This window comes from Lentzea sp. CC55 (assembly GCF_021056325.1).
Classification (GTDB): domain Bacteria; phylum Actinomycetota; class Actinomycetes; order Mycobacteriales; family Pseudonocardiaceae; genus Lentzea; species Lentzea jiangxiensis.
Genome location: NZ_JAJCXE010000021.1, coordinates 1 through 17,290 on the forward strand (window position 1 = coordinate 1; position 17,290 = coordinate 17,290).

Annotated in this window: 17 protein-coding genes; 11 read left to right on the forward strand and 6 right to left on the reverse strand. The window is 71.1% G+C overall.

Going from position 1 to position 17,290, the window contains the following annotated elements; all coding sequences use genetic code 11:
* From L6E10_RS15045 to L6E10_RS15055, 3 genes are all read right to left on the reverse strand, one after another.
* Window positions 1-239, reverse strand: a 239-nt coding sequence (locus L6E10_RS15045) for an alpha/beta hydrolase (RefSeq protein WP_236220152.1), incomplete at its 3' end; no start/stop codon positions are given.
* An 8-nt stretch (window positions 240-247) separates the two neighbouring features.
* Window positions 248-1,591, reverse strand: a complete 1,344-nt coding sequence (locus L6E10_RS15050; RefSeq protein WP_236220153.1) for a hypothetical protein — start codon at window positions 1,589-1,591, stop codon at window positions 248-250.
* Window positions 1,592-1,596: 5 nt separating this feature from the next.
* Window positions 1,597-3,225, reverse strand: coding sequence for a DEAD/DEAH box helicase (locus L6E10_RS15055; RefSeq protein WP_236220154.1), 1,629 nt, complete (start codon window positions 3,223-3,225; stop codon window positions 1,597-1,599).
* A 319-nt stretch (window positions 3,226-3,544) separates the two neighbouring features.
* Between L6E10_RS15055 and L6E10_RS15060 the strand changes: the two genes are divergently transcribed.
* On the forward strand, window positions 3,545-4,186 hold the full coding sequence (locus L6E10_RS15060; RefSeq protein WP_236220155.1) for a ferritin-like fold-containing protein: 642 nt from the start codon (window positions 3,545-3,547) through the stop codon (window positions 4,184-4,186).
* A 210-nt stretch (window positions 4,187-4,396) separates the two neighbouring features.
* Window positions 4,397-4,621 (forward strand): DUF3107 domain-containing protein, encoded by a 225-nt coding sequence (locus tag L6E10_RS15065; RefSeq protein WP_090099650.1) that lies wholly within the window; start codon window positions 4,397-4,399, stop codon window positions 4,619-4,621.
* A 66-nt stretch (window positions 4,622-4,687) separates the two neighbouring features.
* On the opposite strand, the gene L6E10_RS15070 is transcribed toward L6E10_RS15065, so the two are convergent.
* Complete coding sequence (locus tag L6E10_RS15070) at window positions 4,688-5,002, reverse strand: DUF4873 domain-containing protein (RefSeq protein ID WP_236220156.1); 315 nt, start codon at window positions 5,000-5,002, stop codon at window positions 4,688-4,690.
* A complete protein-coding gene (locus L6E10_RS15075) occupies window positions 5,002-5,685 on the reverse strand; it encodes a TetR/AcrR family transcriptional regulator (RefSeq protein ID WP_090099646.1) in 684 nt (227 codons plus the stop codon). Before L6E10_RS15075 ends, L6E10_RS15070 begins: the two co-directional genes overlap by 1 nt.
* Window positions 5,686-5,747: 62 nt before the next feature.
* Between L6E10_RS15075 and L6E10_RS15080 the strand changes: the two genes are divergently transcribed.
* Together L6E10_RS15080 and L6E10_RS15085 are read left to right on the forward strand one after the other, a co-directional pair.
* Window positions 5,748-6,635: a diiron oxygenase gene (locus L6E10_RS15080; protein WP_236220157.1), complete on the forward strand. Its 888-nt coding sequence runs from the start codon at window positions 5,748-5,750 to the stop codon at window positions 6,633-6,635.
* A complete protein-coding gene (locus tag L6E10_RS15085) occupies window positions 6,608-7,390 on the forward strand; it encodes an alpha/beta fold hydrolase (RefSeq protein WP_236220158.1) in 783 nt (260 codons plus the stop codon). The genes L6E10_RS15080 and L6E10_RS15085 overlap by 28 nt, the downstream gene beginning before the upstream one ends.
* A gap of 57 nt (window positions 7,391-7,447) precedes the next feature.
* On the opposite strand, the gene L6E10_RS15090 is transcribed toward L6E10_RS15085, so the two are convergent.
* Window positions 7,448-8,077 carry a TetR/AcrR family transcriptional regulator gene (locus L6E10_RS15090; protein ID WP_090099643.1) on the reverse strand — a complete coding sequence of 210 codons (630 nt, stop codon included), beginning with the start codon at window positions 8,075-8,077 and terminating at the stop codon, window positions 7,448-7,450.
* A 127-nt stretch (window positions 8,078-8,204) separates the two neighbouring features.
* Here L6E10_RS15090 and L6E10_RS15095 point away from each other — a divergent pair, with 127 nt between their 5' ends.
* From L6E10_RS15095 to L6E10_RS15125, 7 genes are all read left to right on the forward strand, one after another.
* Window positions 8,205-9,158, forward strand: coding sequence for an alpha/beta fold hydrolase (locus L6E10_RS15095; RefSeq protein ID WP_236220159.1), 954 nt, complete (start codon window positions 8,205-8,207; stop codon window positions 9,156-9,158).
* Between the two features lie 40 nt (window positions 9,159-9,198).
* Window positions 9,199-10,194 (forward strand): DUF3152 domain-containing protein, encoded by a 996-nt coding sequence (locus L6E10_RS40800; RefSeq protein WP_236220160.1) that lies wholly within the window; start codon window positions 9,199-9,201, stop codon window positions 10,192-10,194.
* 79 nt (window positions 10,195-10,273) lie between these two features.
* Window positions 10,274-11,446 carry an adenylyltransferase/sulfurtransferase MoeZ gene (moeZ, locus tag L6E10_RS15105; RefSeq protein WP_090099641.1) on the forward strand — a complete coding sequence of 391 codons (1,173 nt, stop codon included), beginning with the start codon at window positions 10,274-10,276 and terminating at the stop codon, window positions 11,444-11,446.
* Window positions 11,447-11,578: 132 nt separating this feature from the next.
* Entirely contained in the window at window positions 11,579-12,376 is a 798-nt protein-coding gene (locus L6E10_RS15110) for a TIGR02569 family protein (RefSeq protein WP_236220161.1), read from the forward strand.
* A 106-nt stretch (window positions 12,377-12,482) separates the two neighbouring features.
* A complete protein-coding gene (locus L6E10_RS15115; protein ID WP_236220263.1) occupies window positions 12,483-14,402 on the forward strand; it encodes a molybdopterin oxidoreductase family protein in 1,920 nt (639 codons plus the stop codon).
* Complete coding sequence (locus tag L6E10_RS15120; RefSeq protein ID WP_236220162.1) at window positions 14,399-15,862, forward strand: FAD-dependent oxidoreductase; 1,464 nt, start codon at window positions 14,399-14,401, stop codon at window positions 15,860-15,862. The genes L6E10_RS15115 and L6E10_RS15120 overlap by 4 nt, the downstream gene beginning before the upstream one ends.
* Before the next feature lie 101 nt (window positions 15,863-15,963).
* Window positions 15,964-17,265: an MFS transporter gene (locus L6E10_RS15125; RefSeq protein WP_236220163.1), complete on the forward strand. Its 1,302-nt coding sequence runs from the start codon at window positions 15,964-15,966 to the stop codon at window positions 17,263-17,265.
* Window positions 17,266-17,290: the final 25 nt, after the last annotated feature.

Consider the following 17,290-nt stretch of genomic DNA (forward strand, 5'->3'; position numbering starts at 1 on the left):
GGGCCCTGCGAGTCCTGCTGGCCCGGCAGGTCGATCGCGACGACCTCGAACCCCGCGTCCGAGATCAGGTCGATCATCGGCGCGAAGTCCTCTTTGGAGCCCGTGTAGCCGGGCACGAGCAGTGCTGTCGTGCGCATCGCGTCGTCGCCCATCGCGGGCGCGCGCAACGCCCCGATCGTGCCGTAACGGCCCGGGAGGTCGGCGCGCTGTGCCCGGTGGGGGCTGATCTGCGAGTGCACGAGCAGAACTATCGCAGCGCGACCAGGGTTCCGCCACGCTGCTCGAGTACGACGGGACCCGCTGTGGCCAGTTGCACAGGGCCGGTGTGGCCCTCGCGGTTCACCCTGATCGTGCCCACGACTTCGCCGGTGGCCTGCTCGTGCACCCGCAGGCCGTTCTCGACGGGCACCAGCAGGCGGCCCGCGAGCGTCGTGCCGGCGCCCAGCGTGCCCTGCGCGGTCCACAGTGGAGTGAGAGTCTCCCGCGAGAGCGCGATCGTGCGGGAACCGGTGAACCAGAAGACGTTCGTCTTGGTGGAGAACACCTGCGTCACGTGGTTCGCCGGATCCGCGAAGTCGGCCTCGGGCACGTCGAGCGGCACCTCGGTGACCTGGTTGCCGGTCTCGGAGTCGAAGACGAGCAACCGGCCCGGCTTCGGCACCGCCACGGCGAACAGCTTCTCCGTCACGGCCACGAGCTGCACGTTCGCACCGCCGGTGAGCACGCTGGCGAACACCTTGGGCTCGTCGGACTTGTCCGGGTTCGGCTTGAGCACCGTGACGCGGTCCGAGGCGTCCTCCGGGCAGCGCTCGACGACCGCGAACTTGCCCGTCGTGACGGCCACCGAGCCGTAGGCGCAGCCGACGCGCGGCTGCTTGTTCGGGTTCACGATCGCGCGCAGGCCGCCGAACTCGAGCGAGCGCACCAGGTCGTCGCGCCGGTAGACCTCGAGGAACTTCGAGCCGGTGGTGATGAGGTGCGAGCCCTCGTTGAGCAGAGCCGTGCCCGGTTCCGCGTCGCCGTTGCGCTGAGCCTTCCGCTCGCCGGTGACACCGTCGAGCGAGGTGAGCTCGGAGCAGTTGGTGCCCTTGGAGTACAGGGCCATCGCCCGGCCCCACGCCGTGCTCACCACGCACAGCGGCAGGTCGCGCCGGTACGTCCACCGCACGTCACCGGTCAGCGGGTCGCGGCCGTCGACCTGGCCGCCGTCGCCGGTGACGACCGTGGACGGCTTCTCCTCGCCGGTCTCCTTCGACGCGGTCTGCACGACCACGGGCGACTGCGAGGCACCGCTGGGCGCCCGCCAGACCTCGGCGAGCGACGGCGGCAACGACGTCACCTCGGGCAGCTGCTCCCACGACGACGGCCCGGTGACCGACGTCGTGGCGCGAGCATCGCTGAACGCCCAGGTCAGCACGGACGCGACGAGCGCGGCGACCGCGATCAGCGCGACCGCGAGGAAGTCGCGGCGGGTGCGCCACGACCGCGCGGGCGGGCGTTCCTCGACGGGCCCGGGACCGGAGTCGGGCTCGTGCGCGGGCTCGTCGAGGACGTCCTCGATGTCGGTGACGTCGGAACCGGGGGACGACATGGTGATCAGTCTGCCGAAGGAGCGGCCTGTTCGGCAGAGGAACGGCTGCGACGGCGCCTGCGCGGCTTGTCGGAGGCCGGCTTGTCGGCGGACTCCGGTGCCCCGGACTCCGCCTGCGCGCCGTCCTGCGGCACGCCGCCGCGGCTGCGCGTGCGGGACCGGGAGCGCTTCGGCCTGGTCTCCTCGTTCGTCTCCGCGGCCTGCTCGGCACCGCCGCGGGTGGAGCCGGTGCGACGGCGGCGCTTGCGCTTGCCGGTGTCGAGCTGCTCCTCCTCCTCGGCGTCGAGGCCCGCGCGGGTGCGGTGGCTCAGCGGCAGCCGGCCGGTCGAGCCGGACGGGATGCCCAGGTCGGCGAAGAGGTGCTCGGACGTGGAGTAGGTCTCCACCGGCAGCGGCGCGCCGAGGCCGAGCAGGTCGTCGACGACCTTCCAGCGGTTCGTCTCGTCCCAGTCGACGAACGTGACCGCGATGCCCATGCGCCCGGCACGCCCCGTGCGGCCGATGCGGTGGACGTAGGTCTTCTCGTCCTCGGGGCACTGGTAGTTGATGACGTGCGTCACGTCGTCGATGTCGATGCCGCGCGCCGCCACGTCCGTGGCGACCAGCACGTCGACCTTGCCGGCGCGGAACGCCCGCAGCGCCTTCTCGCGTGCGCCCTGACCCAGGTCGCCGTGCACGGCGGCCGCGGCGAACCCGCGTTCGGTCAGGTCGTCGGCGACCTTCTGCGCCGTCCGCTTGGTGCGCGCGAAGACCATCGTCAGGCCGCGGTCGCGCGCCTGCAGCACGCGGGCCAGCATCTCCGGCTTGTCCATCGAGTGCGCGCGGTAGACGAACTGCGAGATGTTCTCGTGCGTCTGCGGAGCGTTGTTCTCCTCCGCGCGGATGTGCGTCGGCTGGTTCAGGAACGTGCGGGCCAGCGTGATGATCGGGCCGGGCATCGTCGCGCTGAACAGCATCGTCTGGCGCTGGTCGGGGACCATGGTCAGGATGCGCTCGATGTCGGGCAGGAAGCCCAGGTCGAGCATCTCGTCGGCCTCGTCCAGCACGAGCATGCGGACCTTGCCGAGGACCAGGTGGCGCTGTTCGGCCAGGTCGAGCAGGCGGCCGGGCGTGCCGATCACGACGTCGACGCCCTTGCGCAGCTGCGCGATCTGCCGCTCGTACGGGATGCCGCCGTAGATCGCGGCGACCTGCAGGTCCAGGTGCTTGCCCGCGTCGGTGAGGTCGTGCGCGACCTGGAGGCACAGCTCACGGGTCGGGACGACCACCAGGGCCTGCGGGGTGCCGTCACCGGGCGACTCGACGCGGTGCAGCAGCGGCACGCCGAACCCGAGGGTCTTGCCGGTGCCGGTGCGCGCCTGGCCGATGACGTCGTCGCCGGCGAGCGCGATGGGGAGCGTCAGCTCCTGGATGGCGAAGGTGCGTTCGATGCCCGCTTCGCTGAGCGCCTTGACGATCTCGTCGCGTACGCCGAGCTCGGCGAACGTGGGGGAGGTGTGCTCGACCGGGGCGTCTGCCAGCAGCGGGTGCGAGGTGTCTTCTTCGGGGACTCCGGCTTCGCTGTGCTCCAGGAGAACCGGGTCCAGATGTGCTTCTACTTCAGCGGTCAGGGTGATCAGCCTCTCTCGTACCAAGCGCGTACGAGCCCCTGCCGGGCCTCTCGACCGCGCTAGATGAGCAGCTGCGGGAAAGGTGTACGCGCACCATTTCTGCGCCGCGCAGCGTGGTCGTCACACTCGTCACGCCGGGCGTCCACCCCCATTCTACCTGGCCAGAGCCGATTGACCACCTCATGCGGCGAATCCGGTCCCCTTCGGCCGTTCGCGGCACCCGGCAGGACGCCTCGTGGCACCGCCCCTCACGCCTCCATGTGGCGGATGCGGCATCACCGCGGTTCGTCCGTGCGACCGCGTCGATCGGCCGATGCGACCCGCCGCACTAGAGTTCGGTCCCATGGGTGTTGCGGAGGGTGTTGTCGATCTTCTGGGAGCGCTCGCCTACGGCGAGCTCTCGGCTTTCGACCGGATGGCGGAGGACTCGCGCACGGCGCCGACCTTGGCGGGACGCGCGGCGCTCGCCCAGGTGGCCGCCGCGGAGATCGGGCACTTCACGCTGTTGCAGAAGCACCTGGCCGCCGAGGGCATCGCCGTCGAGGACGCGATGGCGCCGTTCGTGAAGGGCTTCGACGCGTTCCACGAGTCGACGAGCCCCAAGTCGTGGCTCGAGTCGCTCGTGAAGGCGTACGTGGGTGACGGTCTCGCGGCCGACTTCTACCGCGAGATCGCCGAGTGGCTGGACGCGCCGACCAAGGAGCTGGTGCTCCACGTGCTCGCCGACACGGGGCACTCGGCGTTCGCTGAGCGCGAAGTCCTGGCCGCCGTCGAGACCGATCCGCGGGTCCGCGACCGCCTCGCGCTGTGGGGCAGGCGGCTGCTCGGCGAGGCGTTGACGCAGGCCCAGTACGTGGTGGCGGAGCGGGACGGGCTCTCGGAGCTGATCATCAGGGGGTCCGGGGACCTCGCCGGGATCGGCCAGCTGTTCCGCCGTCTCCAGCAGTCGCACGCGCGGCGCATGACGCAGCTCGGACTCGGCTAGTGCGGCGACCACTAACCGCCGACGGACGATTCTCGCTGGTCAGACGGGTGCATCGCGGTGTCGACCCCCGCCCCTCATATCGGGCATATGGGGGGCGGGGGTCGACACCGCGAGGTGCCCTGCTGCACACCGGGAGCGTCTGGCGGTGATTGTGGTCGCCGCACTGGGTAGGCTCGGTCCTAGATTTTTCTCTTGAGCACGGAGGTCAGCGTGGAGGTCAGGATCGGCGTCGCGGACAGCGGGCGGGAACTCGTCGTGACCAGTGAGCTCAGCCCGACCGAGGTCGAGGGCCTGGTGGCCGACGCGGTGTCCGGCAAGTCCGCCGTGCTGTCGCTGGTGGACGCCAAGGGTGCGCGGTTCGTCGTGCCCGCTGGCCGCGTCGCGTACGTGGAGATCGGGCCGCAGGACTCGCGCAAGGTCGGGTTCGGCGCCTAGGTTCGCAGAACGCGGGAGCCCCGGTCGGCAGTTGCCGGCCGGGGCTCCCGCGCGTCGGGGGACGGCTCAGCGGCCGGCCGGTTCCTCGATCTTGTACGGCGGTGTGGAGGTGCCGCCGACCCGGTAGCGGCCCCACGGGTCCTGGTCGGTGAGCGTGCCCTCGGCCTGCCCGGTGGGTGTGCGCAGCAGCGCGGTCCGCGCGCCGCCTTCGACCCGGCTCGTGACGTCGTCGTTGGCCTTCACGCGGCCGTACCAGTGGTAGCGGCCGTCGATCGGCTGGAAGTAGCCGCGCAGCTCGACCTCGACCGCGACCTCGTCGGAGCCGAAGACGAGGGTGGCCTCGCCGGTGTAGCCCTCTTCGTCGTGCTCGTGCTCGCTCATCAGTCCACCAATCGCAGAGGGGTGAGGGGCTTGGCCGGGTCCGCCTGCACGCCCGCCGAGCGCAGCAGCCCGTCGATCGCGTGCCAGATGATCGTGGCGAGGTAGTCGCTGAGGTTCTCGCGGGACATCGTCTGGCGGTCGAGCCACCAGTCGCCCGCGTTCTGCACCATGCCGACGAGCGCGTGCGCCCACGGCTCGGCGCCGCCGGAGTCCATGTCGAAGGCGCGCAGGTAGTCGCCGAGGATGCGGGCGAGGGTGGTCGCGATGAGGTTCTTGTCCTCGGCCACGACGTCCTTCTCGACCGGGCGGTCGACGAAGGAGCCCTTCACGACGAACCGGTAGAGGTTCGGGTTCTCCTCGATCACCGACAGGTAGGCGTCGACGATGCCCTCGATGCGGGCGCGGATCGGGCCGTCGGCGACGAGTGCCGGGCCCATCCGGTCCATCAGCAGCTCGGTGGCCTTCTGGCCCACCGCGAGGTACAGGTCGGACTTGTCGGTGAAGTGCCGGTAGAGCACGGGCTTGCTGACGCCCGCCTCCGCGGCCACGTCCTCCATGCCGACGTCGGGGCCCTTCCTGGCCACGGCGGCGATCGTGGCCTCCACGAACTCCGCCCTGCGCTGCTCGCGATGACCCTTCCACCGCTCCCGTCGCGCGTCCGGCCCCTTGACAGTGCGTGCCATGTGACGCACGCTACCAGAAGTAACCGTTACCTCAAGTAACACTTACCGGGGAGGGGCAACCGATGAGGGTCGCCGATCGGGAGAAGACAGCGGAAAGGCTGCTCAAGTCGTCCGCCGAGAAGTTCTACGACCCCGAGGTGGACATCGACTGGTCCGCACCTCTGGCCGACGGGCTCTTCTACATTCCTGAACAGCGCATTTCGCTCTACGGCACGCCTCTTTACGACTCGCTCACGCAGGAGCAGCGCGTCGAGCTGTCCAAGCACGAGCTGGCGTCCATCGCGTCCGTGGGCCTGTGGTTCGAGCTGCTGCTCATGCAGATGCTCGTGAAGGTCGTCTACAACAGCGACCCGACCACGAGGCACGCCCAGTACGCGCTGACCGAGGTCGCGGACGAGTGCCGCCACTCGACGATGTTCGCGCGCCTGGTCGAACGCGTCGGCTGCCCCGCGTACGGCCCGACGAAGCACACGCACCGCCTGGGCAAGCTGCTGCCGATCATCGGCTACGGTCCGGCCATGTACGGCTCGATCCTGGTCGCCGAGGAGATCCTCGACCGGCTGCAGCGCGAGGCGATGAACGACGAGACCGTCCAGCCGATCGTGCGGATGGTGAACCGCATCCACGTGCTGGAGGAGGCCCGTCACGTGCGGTTCGCCCGCGAGGAGCTGCAGCGCGGCATGGCCGGGCTCAAGGGCTACGAGAAGCCCTACCAGAAGTGGCTCATCGGGTACGTGTCGATGATGATCACCCGCGCGATCATCAACCCGCGGGTCTACGCGGCGGTCGGGCTGGACGTGCGCGAGGCGCACCGCCAGGCGCTGGCCAACCCGAAGTTCCAGGAGACCATCCGCTGGTCGGGGGAGCGGATCATGTCGTTCCTGGACGAGGCCGGACTCGTCGGAAAGCCGGGGATGCGCTCGTGGCGCCGCTCGTTCTTGATCGGCTGAACGTCGTCACGTCCGGGGACCCCGCCTCGGACGTGACCGCGGTGCTGCTGCACGGCTGGACCATGGACCTCACGACGTGGGACCGCGTGGCGCCGGCGTTGCCGGGCCGCGTGGTCCGCTACGACGTGCGCGGTCACGGGCGTTCGGCCGGCGGGACCGGGACGATCTCGGAGCTGGCCGACGACCTGGCCGCGGTGCTGCAGGAGTGCGCGCCCACCGGGCGGGTCGTGCTCGCCGGGCACTCGCTGGGCGGCATGACGATCATGGCTCTGGCGGAGCAGTGGCCCGAGCTGTTCTCCCGCGTGTCCGGGGTGGCGCTGATCGCCACCTCGTGCGGGGACCTGCCGCCGCTGCGGGCGGTGGAGCGGCTGGCCGGGAAGTGGCTGCTGAAGAGGTCCAAGGTCGGGTTCGGGCGGGTGATCGCGCCCGGCCTGCGGGTGACGTTCGGGCGGCGGCCGCGGTGGGCCGACGTCCGTGCCGCGGCCGCCATGGCCGGGAACACCTCGTGCGAGGCGTTCGTCGGGATCCGGGAGGAGCTGACGCTGCACCAGCGGCGCGAGGCGCTGTCGGTGCTCTCGGACATCCCCACCGTCGTCATGGCCGGTGCCTGGGACGTCCTGACGCCGCTGCGGCACTCGCGGGTGCTGGCCGACTCGCTGCCGAGCGCGGAGTTCGTGATCTACCCGAAGACGGGGCACATGCTGCCGCTCGAGCGGCCGGAGGACGTGGCCCGGCGGATCGCCGCGCTGATGTGAGACCGCCGGACGCGCGAAAGGGCCCGCACCCGCGGGCCCTTTCGCGCGTCAGCGTTGTCAGTGCTGCAGCGGGAAGCCGCCACCGATGCCGCGCCACGCCAGGTTGGAGATCAGCGCGACCGCTTCCTCCTTCGGCACCCGGCGGTTGTCCGCCAGCCACGACCGGGCGGTGACCTGCGAGAGGCCGACCAGGCCCACGGCGAGCAGGCGGGCGCGTTCCTCGTCCAGGCCCGCGTCCGCGGTGATGGTGTCGGTGATGGCGTCCACGGAGTCCGTGGTGGCGCGCTCGACCGCGGACTGCACGGCCGGCTCCGAGCGCAGGTCGGACTCGAAGACCATGCGGAAGGCCTGGCCCTCGCCGTCCACGAAGTCGTAGAAGGCGGCCACGGCGGCGCGCACGCGGAGCTTGTTGTCCGTCGTCGAGCCGATGGCGGTGCGCACTCGGCCGACCAGCTCGTCCACATGGGACTCGAGCAGCGCCATGTACAGCTCGAGCTTGCCGGGGAAGTGCTGGTACAGCACGGGCTTGGACACGCCCGCGCGTTCGGCGATCTCGTCCATCGCCGCGGCGTGGTAACCGTTCGCGACGAACACGTCCTGCGCCGCTGCGAGCAGCTGCGCGCGGCGGGCGGTGCGCGGCAGTCGAACGCCCCTGCCTGCGGGTGCGCTCTGCGCCGTCTCCGTCATGGTGCCTCCAGCACGAGTGTTCCGGCCGTCGGACAGGGATTGCCAGACCGAGGCGTGAGCGCAACCTTACTCGCTGGTAGCGGACTTCCGGGAACCATCTCGGCGTTCTTTCCCGCATCCTGGTCCGGTGAGCACCCTGATCCCCGCCCCGCTGTCCACGGTCGAACTGCCCCCGCTGGACACCTCCCAGACGCCCTGGCCCGGTGAGTTCCAGCAGGTGGACGGCCACGAGGTGCACGTCAGGGTGACGCCGGGCAACGGGCCGCCCGCGGTCTACGTGCACGGGCTCGGCGGATCCGCGACGAACTGGACGGACCTCGCGGCCCAGCTGAAGGACCACGTCAGCGGCTACTCGATCGACCTGCCCGGGTTCGGCCGCTCCGAACCGATCCCCGGCTACGACTTCAGCCTGGCCACGCACGCGCGCACCGTCGTCAAGTACCTGGAAACGCTCTCACAGCCGGTGCACCTGTTCGGCAACTCCATGGGCGGCGCGATCTCGGTGATCGTCGCCGCGACCAGGCCCGATCTCGTGAGGACGCTCACGCTGGTCTCCCCGGCCGTGCCGGACCTGCGGCCGCGCCTGGACCGCATGTCCGACCCGCGGATGGCCCTCGCGGTCCTGCCGGTCGTCGGCCCGCGGGTGCGCCGGGAGCTCGCGAAGCTGACCGCGCACCAGCGCACGCGGCAGATGCTCGAGCTGTGCTTCGCCGACCCGAGCCTGGTGCCGGACAACCGCATCGAGGAGTCGATCAAGGAGAACGAGGAGCGGGCCCGGCAGCACTGGGCGGGGCAGGCGCTCAACCGCAGCACGTTCGGCCTGATGCAGAGCTGGCTCACCCCCGGCGCGAAGTCGCTGTGGCGGCTGCTGCCGTCGGTCCAGGCGCCGACGCTGGTGCTCTGGGGCGAGAACGACCGGCTCGTGAGCGTGCGCAAGGGGCCGCGCACGGCGCGGCTGCTGCCGAAGGGGCGGCTGCTGGTGCTGCCCAGGACCGGCCACGTCGCCCAGATGGAGCGGCCCGCCACCGTCGCGAGGGCGGTGCTGGGCATGTGGGAGGCGGTCGACCGCCACTCGTGGTGACGGGCAACGGCCGTACGGGCGATGTGGGACCCTGGTCGACGTGAATCGCGCCCCCGAGCGAGGACGTAGTGCTCCGCCCGCCGACCGCTACCGCCGTGGCGAGCGGCGGACCAGTGCGGAACCACTCGCGGCCGCCTGGGAGCCGGAGGGCACGCAGGCCCTGCGCAGGCCCCGCCAGAGCCGCGGTGTGAAGAGGCTCGTCGCCAGCTACGGCTGGCGCATCTACGCGATCCCGGTGCTCCTCGTGCTGACGGCGCTCGTGGTGCTCGACACGGTGCAGCCGCAGTCGCCCTCGTCCGGCACCGACGCCGGCACGAACGCCGCCGAGACGCCCGTCAGCACACCCGAGGCGCCGCCGACCGAGGTGCCGGGCAAGAAGCCCGACCTGAAGATCCCGACCGCGGAACTGCCCGCGGGACCGGCGTTCTCCGAGGACGGCGTCGGCACGTTCAAGGTGATCGGGGGTGCGGGTCAGCGCGTCGGCGAGGGCAACGCGCCGAAGTTCCGCAAGTACGCGATCGCCATCGAGGACGGCGTGAAGCCCGCCGACTACAACGACGACGCGGCCGCGTTCGCGCGCACGGTCGAGGGGATCCTGTCCGACCCGCGCAGCTGGATCGGCACCAAGCAGGTCGCGCTGCAGCGGGTCGAGGCGAACCAGAACCCGGACTTCGTGGTGTCGCTGGCCACGACGAAGACGTCGCACACGCTCTGCGGCAGGGAGATCCCGTTCGAGACCTCCTGCTACAACCCCGACCAGAAGCGCGTGATCATCAACGTCGCCCGCTGGGTGCGCGGAGCCATGGCCTACGGCTCCGACCTGGCCGGCTACCGCACGTACGTGATCAACCACGAGGTCGGGCACGCCCTGGGCAGCCGGCACGCGCCGTGCCCGGACAACGACGCGCCGGCTCCCGTGATGATGCAGCAGACGTTCGGCGTCTCGAACGACTTCGTCTCGCAGCTCAACGCGGGCCAGGACGTCGTGCCCGCCGACGGCAAGGTCTGCAAGACGAACCCGTTTCCCGCAGGCTGAGACGGCTTTCCAACCGGGAAGAGTCGAGGCAGGGTAGACGTTGTCTCGGACACGGAGACATTCGTCGAGGAGGACCAGCATGGCGCTTCCGCCGCTCGTTGAGCCAGCCGCGGAGCTGACCAAGGAAGAAGTCGCGCGCTACAGCCGGCACCTGATCATCCCGGACGTCGGGGTGGACGGGCAGAAGAGGCTGAAGAACGCGAAGGTGCTCGTCGTCGGCGCGGGCGGCCTCGGCAGCCCGGCACTGCTGTACCTGGCCGCGGCCGGGGTCGGCACGCTCGGCGTCGTGGACTTCGACGTCGTGGACGAGTCGAACCTGCAGCGGCAGGTGATCCACGGCCAGTCCGACGTCGGCCGCCCCAAGGCGGAGTCGGCGCGCGACTCGGTCGCCGAGATCAACCCGTTCGTCAAGGTCGTGCTCCACCAGACGCACCTCAACTCCGAGAACGCGCTGGAGATCTTCCGCGACTACGACCTGATCCTGGACGGCACGGACAACTTCGCCACGCGGTACCTGGTGAACGACGCCGCGGTGCTGCTGGGCAAGCCGTACGTCTGGGGCTCGATCTTCCGGTTCGAGGGCCAGGTCAGCGTCTTCTGGGAGGACGCCCCGAACGGCCAGGGCCTCAACTACCGCGACCTCTACCCGGAGCCGCCGCCTCCCGGCATGGTCCCCTCCTGCGCCGAGGGCGGCGTGCTGGGCGTGCTGTGCGCGTCCATCGGCTCGATCATGGTCACCGAGGCGATCAAGCTGCTCACGGGCATCGGCGACCCGCTGCTGGGCCGCCTGATGGTCTACGACGCGCTGGAGATGACCTACCGGACGATCAAGATCCGCAAGGACCCGGCGTCGCCGAAGATCACCGAGCTGATCGACTACGAGGCGTTCTGCGGTGTCGTGTCCACGGACGCGCAGCAGGCGGCCGCGGGCAACACGATCACGCCGCTCGAGCTCAAGCACAAGCAGGAGTCCGGTGAGGACTTCCTGCTGGTGGACGTCCGCGAGCCGCACGAGTACGAGATCGTGAAGATCCCGGGCTCGGTGCTCATCCCGAAGGACAGGATCCTCTCGGGCGAGGCGTTCTCGGAGCTGCCGCAGGACAAGCCGCTGGTGCTGCACTGCAAGTCCGGCGCCCGGTCCGCGGAGGCCCTCGCGGCGCTGCACAAGGCGGGCTTCTCCGACGCCGTGCACGTCGGTGGCGGCGTGCTGGCGTGGGCCCGCGAGGTCGACCCGAGCCTGCCCACGTACTGAGGGCTTGCGTGCGTTCGGGTGCTTCGGCGCCCGAACGCACGCACCGGTTGATGAGCTGTTCGGGTGGCGGCACGAACCGCGGCGTGTCGTGATCCACCACCCGGACGGTCTAAGCAGGTAGCGTGCCCGTCCGTGACCCGGTCCCCCGAACCGCCCCCAGCGCACGTGCGTGCGGCGTTCGGGGCACGTGACGCCGAACCAGAGCTGATCGACGGTGGCCCTGCGTGGCGGTGCGGCGACGCCAGCATCCGCCCCGCGCCGAGGCCCGCCGAGGCGACCTGGATCGCCAAGACCCTCGACGGCCTCGACGTGCCGCACCTGCGCGTCGGCAGGCCGCTCAGGTCCACCGACGGCCGGTACGTCGTCGGCGGCTGGTCCGCCACCAAGTTCCTCGCCGGTCGCGCCGAGCCGCGGCACGACGAGGTGATCGCCGTCTCCCAGCGCCTGCACCAGGCCACGGCCGAGCTGCCCAAGCCCCGTTTCCTGGACGCGCGCACGGACGTGTTCGCCGTCGCCGACCGCAGGGCGTGGGGCGAGGTGGACGTGCCGCTCGACGCCGACCTCGGCGGCCGGCTCTTCGAGCTGCTGGAGCAGGCGCAGAAACCGCTCAACCTCAAGCCGCAGGTCGTGCACGGCGACCTCTTCGGCAACGTGCTGTTCGCGGGCGACGCCCCGCCCGCCGTCATCGACTTCACCGCGTACTGGCGCCCCGCCGAGTGGGCCGCCGCCGTCGTCGCGGTCGACGCCGTCGCGTGGGGTGGCGCGGACTCCGGCCTGTTCCACCGCTGGAGCCACCAGGCCGAGTGGGAGCAGGCGCTGGTGCGCGCGATGCTGTTCCGCCTGGCCGTGCACGCGTTGCACCCGCTGTCGACACCGCAGTCCTTCGCGGGTTTGGAACGAGCTGCTCACCACGTGACCGCCATGCTGTGAGCGGGGCAGTTTCCAGGTTCGAAACATTGCGGAGCACCGGGTTAACGCGGTTTTCTCTAGCGTCGACGGTGTGACCCACTGTCCTTACTGCGCGCTGCAGTGCTCCATGAGCGTCATCGACGGCCAGGTGGCCCCTGGTCCCGGTGGGCTGTGCCAGAAGGGCTGGACGGCGGGGGAGCTGCTGCGCCACCCCGGCCGGCTCACCACCCCGCTGCTGCACGGCCGGCCCGTCTCGTGGGACGAGGCGCTCGACTTCGTGGCGGCGAAGATCCTGTCGTACGAACGCGACGAGGTCGCCGTGTTCGGCGGCGGCGGCCTGACCAACGAGAAGGCCTACGCCCTCGGGAAGTTCGCCCGCGTGGCGTTGAAGACCTCGCAGATCGACTACAACGGCCGGTTCTGCATGTCGTCGGCCGCGGCGGCGGGCAACAGGGCGTTCGGGCTGGACCGCGGGCTGCCGTTCCCGTTGGCGGACCTGCGTTCCGCGGACACGGTGCTGCTCGCGGGCTCCAACCCGGCCGAGACCATGCCGCCGTTCCTGCGGCACCTGGAAGGCCCGCGGCTGATCGTCGTCGACCCGCGCCGCACGCCCACCGCCGAACGCGCGACGCTGCACCTGCAGCCCGCGCCGGGCACGGACCTGGCTCTCGCGCTGGGCCTGCTGCACACGGCCGTCGTCGAGGGCGTGATCGACGAGGAGTACGTCTCCGAGCGCACCAGCGGTTTCGACGAGGCGTGGCGGATCGCGGCGCAGTGGTGGCCCGAGCACACCGAACGCGTCACGGGTGTCTCCGCCGCCGACCAGCGCGCGGCCGTGCAGATGCTGGCCGGGCGGTCGTACGTGCTGACCGGCCGGGGCAGCGAGCAGCACGCGTCCGGCACCGACACCGTCTCGGCCTGGATCAACCTGGCCCTCGCGCTGGGGCTCCCCGGACGCACCGGCTCCGGCTACGGCTGCCTGACCGGGCAGGGCAACGGCCAGGGCGGCCGCGAGCACGGCCAGAAGGCCGACCAGCTGCCCGGCTACCGCAAGATCGACGACCCGGCGGCGCGCCGTCACGTCATGGACGTCTGGGGCGTCTCCGAACTCCCCGGACCCGGCCGCAGCGCCTACGAGCTGCTCGTCGCCGACGACATCAAGGCGATGCTCGTGTTCGGCAGCAACCCGGTGGTGTCCGCACCCCGCGCGGCCGGGGTCGCCGAGTGCTTCGAGGCCCTGGACCTGCTGGTGGTGGCGGACTTCGTGATGTCCGAGACCGCGGCGATGGCCGACGTTGTGTTCCCGGTCACGCAGTGGGCTGAGGAAGATGGCACCATGACCAACCTCGAGGGCCGGATCATCAGGCGGCGCAAGGCCCTCGACCCGCCACCCGGTGTCCGCAGCGACCTGGAGCTGCTGCACGGCCTCGCGTCCCGCCTCGGCGTGGACCGCGGGTTCCCCGTGGAGCCGCGGGAGGTCTTCGAGGAGCTGCGCAGGGCGTCCGCCGGCGGCCCGTCCGACTACTCGGGCATCACCTACGAACGCCTGGAGTCAGAGCAGCTGCACTGGCCGGTGCCGTCGGTGGACCACCCCGGCACGCCCCGGCTCTTCCTCGACCGGTTCGCGCACCCGGACGGGCTCGCGCGGTTCGTCCCCGTCGACCACCGGGGCCCGGCCGAGCCGCCGGACGACGAGTTCCCGTTGCAGGCCACCACGGGGCGGGTCCTGCAGCACTACCAGTCGGGGGCGCAGACGCGGCGGATCGGCGAGCTGCTGAAGGCCGTTCCCGAGATGTACGTGGAGATGCACCCGGACACGGCGCACCGCGCGGGGCTCGCCGCGGGCGAGCTCGCGCACGTCGTGTCCCGGCGGGGAACGGTGAGGGCGGCCGTGCGGTGCGTGCCGAGCATGCGCGCCGACGCGGTGTTCCTGCCGTTCCACTTCCCCGGTGACGGGCGGGCGAACCTGCTCACCAACCCCGCGCTCGACCCCACGAGCCGGATGCCCGAGTTCAAGGTGTGCGCGGTGCGATTGGAGCGGGCATGAGGCGAGTTGTGATCGTGGGCTACGGCATGGCGGGTGCGCGGCTGGCGGACGAGATCCGCCGCCGCGACCAGGACATCTCCATCACGGTGGTCGGCGCCGAGCCGCACGCCGCGTACAACCGGGTGCTGTTGTCGACGGTGGTGGCGGGCGCGATGACGCCGGAGTCGACGCGGCTGCACGACGACGGGTGGGCCGAGGCGCACGGCATCGACCTGAGGCTGGGCCGCGAGGTGGTGGGCATCGACCGCGCCGCGCGCACGGTGCTGGTCGCACCCGCCGCCGAGCCGGCTTCCTCCGAAGCCGTTGCCCACGAGGCCATCCCCTACGACGCCCTCGTGCTCGCCACCGGCAGCGTCCCCTGGGTCCCTCCCGCCGAAGGCCTGACCGAGGACGGCGGGCTCGCCGCCGGCGTCGTCGCGTTCCGCACCCTCGACGACTGCGCCCGGATCGAGGCCGGCGCCCGGAAGGGCATGCCGGTCGTCGTCCTCGGCGGTGGCCTGCTCGGCATCGAGGCCGCCCGCGGCCTGGCCGGGCGCGGGTGCCTGGTCACGGTCGTCCACCCCGTCGGCCACCTCATGGAACGCCAGCTCGACCCCGGCGCCGGCAGCGTCCTCGCCCGGACGCTGGGCCGGCTCGGCATCGAGTTCCGGCTGAACGCCCTGGCCGCCAAGTACCTGCCCGGTGACGGCCTCGTCCTCGACGACGGCAGCCACGTCCCGGCCGAGCTGGTCGTGGTGTCGGCCGGTGTGCGCGCCGAGACGTCGCTGGCGGTCCGAGCCGGGCTGGCGGTCGACCGCGGCATCGTCGTGGACGACGCGCTGCGCACGAGCGACCCGCGCATCCACGCCATCGGCGACTGCGCGCAGCACCCCGGCACGGTGTCCGGCCTCGTGCAGCCCGCGTGGGACCAGGCCGCGGTGCTCGCGGACCGCCTGACCGGCGCCGACCCGGCCGCCCGCTACCGGGGCACCTCCGTCGTCACACGGCTGAAGGCGCGGGACGTGGACCTGGCGGCGCTGGGGGACGTGCACACCGACGTGGACTGCCCGGACTCGGAGGTCCTGTGCTTCCAGGAACCCTCGCGCGGCCGGTACGCGAAGCTCGTGCTGCGCGACGACCGCGTGGCCGGCGCGATCGTGCTGGGCGCGCCGGACGCGGCCGCCACGATCACGCAGCTCTACGACCGCGGCATCCCCGCGCCGACGGACCGGCTCGCGCTGCTGCTCGGCCGCGCGCTGCCCGCGGAGGCCGCGTCGCCCGCCGACCTGCCGTCCAGCGCGGTGATCTGCCGGTGCAACACCGTCTCCAAGGCACAGATCGTGTCGGCCTGGCGGGTGGGCGCGCAGTCGTTGCCGCAGCTCGCGGAGGCCACGCGCGCGACGACGGGCTGCGGTGGCTGCAAGGACGCGGTGTGCGGACTGCTCGACTGGCTCGGGGCCTCACAGCCCGCCTCGGCGTGATGTGCGGCGGAGTTGCCTCCGCCGTCACCGCGCAGAACGCCTCGGTAATCCGCTGTTCCTAGGTTCTTCGTCAGTCGCCGAACCCCTTGTGGAGGACGTTCATGAGCTGGATCGACCACTGGGAGCCGGAGAAGCCCGAGTTCTGGGAGTCCACCGGCAAGCGCATCGCCCGCAAGAACCTCGCGTTGAGCATCTTCGCGGAAAACCTCGGGTTCAGCGTGTGGGTGCTGATGAGCATCGTGGTGGTGAGCCTCGGCTCCGTGGGCTTCGACTTCAGCGTCGGTCAGCAGTTCTGGCTGCTGATCGTGCCGAACCTGGTCGGTGCCGTGCTGCGGGTGCCGTACACGTTCGCCGTGCCGAGGTTCGGCGGGCGGCTGTGGACGACCATCAGCGCCGGGTTGCTGCTGATCCCGTGCACGATGCTCGCCTACGCGGTGTCCACGCCGGGCACCCCGTACTGGTTCTTCCTGCTCACCTCGGCCGCGATGGGCCTCGGCGGCGGCAACTTCTCGTCGTCGATGGCGAACATCTCGTTCTTCTACCCGGAGGGCAAGAAGGGCCTGGCGCTCGGCATGAACGCCGCCGGCGGCAACCTCGGTGTCGCGGTCACGCAGCTCGTCGTGCCGTTCGTGATCACGATCGGCACCGGGATCCACCTCGCCTACGCGGCGCTGATCTGGATGCCGTTCATCGTGCTGGCCACGGCGCTCGCGTGGTTCTTCATGAACAGCCTCACGCAGGCCAAGCCGGACGGGCAGTCGTACCGGCTCGCGATGTCGAACATGCACACGTGGGTGATGTCGTTCCTGTACATCGGCACGTTCGGGTCGTTCATCGGGTACTCGTTCGCGTTCCCGTCGCTGATCAAGCTGAGCTTCGTCGACCACAGGGGCTGGGTCGCGCTCGCCTTCCTCGGCGCGCTCATCGGTTCGGTGGCACGGCCGTTCGGCGGCTGGCTCGCCGACCGGGTCGGTGGCGCGAAGGTGACGCTCGGGACGTTCGTCGGGCTCGCGATCGGCACGATCGGCGTGATGGTCAGCGTCGACTCGCGGAACTTCGCGCTGTTCTTCGGTTCGTTCATCGCGCTGTTCGTGCTGGCGGGCGTCGGCAACGGCTCGACGTACCGGATGATCCCGGCGATCTTCCGCACCCAGTCCGACGACGACAAGTCGGCCAAGCGCCAGGCCGCCGCCGTGGTCGGCATCGCCGGTGCGATCGGCGCCGCCGGCGGGGTGCTGGTGAACCTCGTCTTCAAGTTCTCGCTGGAGGGCTCGAAGACGCTGACGCCCGCGCTGACCGCGATCCTGGTCTTCTACGCGCTCTGCCTCGGCACGACGTGGTGGTTCTACCTGCGGCGCAACGTGTTCGCGGCGCGGCCCTCGCTCGCCTACGCGGGCGTGTGACGCACACCGCCTGAACTGCGGCGGG

Bases quoted from the DNA above. Each gene is read 5' to 3' on its own strand.
- L6E10_RS15120 (WP_236220162.1), top strand. From the start codon at position 14,399: ATGAGGCGAGTTGTGATCGTGGGCTACGGCATGGCGGGTGCGCGGCTG.
- L6E10_RS15070 (WP_236220156.1), bottom strand. From the start codon at position 5,002: ATGAGCGAGCACGAGCACGACGAAGAGGGCTACACCGGCGAGGCCACC.
- L6E10_RS15075 (WP_090099646.1), bottom strand. From the start codon at position 5,685: ATGGCACGCACTGTCAAGGGGCCGGACGCGCGACGGGAGCGGTGGAAG.
- L6E10_RS15050 (WP_236220153.1), bottom strand. From the start codon at position 1,591: ATGTCGTCCCCCGGTTCCGACGTCACCGACATCGAGGACGTCCTCGAC.
- L6E10_RS15125 (WP_236220163.1), top strand. From the start codon at position 15,964: ATGAGCTGGATCGACCACTGGGAGCCGGAGAAGCCCGAGTTCTGGGAG.
- L6E10_RS15090 (WP_090099643.1), bottom strand. From the start codon at position 8,077: ATGACGGAGACGGCGCAGAGCGCACCCGCAGGCAGGGGCGTTCGACTG.
- L6E10_RS15080 (WP_236220157.1), top strand. From the start codon at position 5,748: ATGAGGGTCGCCGATCGGGAGAAGACAGCGGAAAGGCTGCTCAAGTCG.
- L6E10_RS15060 (WP_236220155.1), top strand. From the start codon at position 3,545: ATGGGTGTTGCGGAGGGTGTTGTCGATCTTCTGGGAGCGCTCGCCTAC.
- L6E10_RS15115 (WP_236220263.1), top strand. From the start codon at position 12,483: ATGAGCGTCATCGACGGCCAGGTGGCCCCTGGTCCCGGTGGGCTGTGC.
- moeZ (WP_090099641.1), top strand. From the start codon at position 10,274: ATGGCGCTTCCGCCGCTCGTTGAGCCAGCCGCGGAGCTGACCAAGGAA.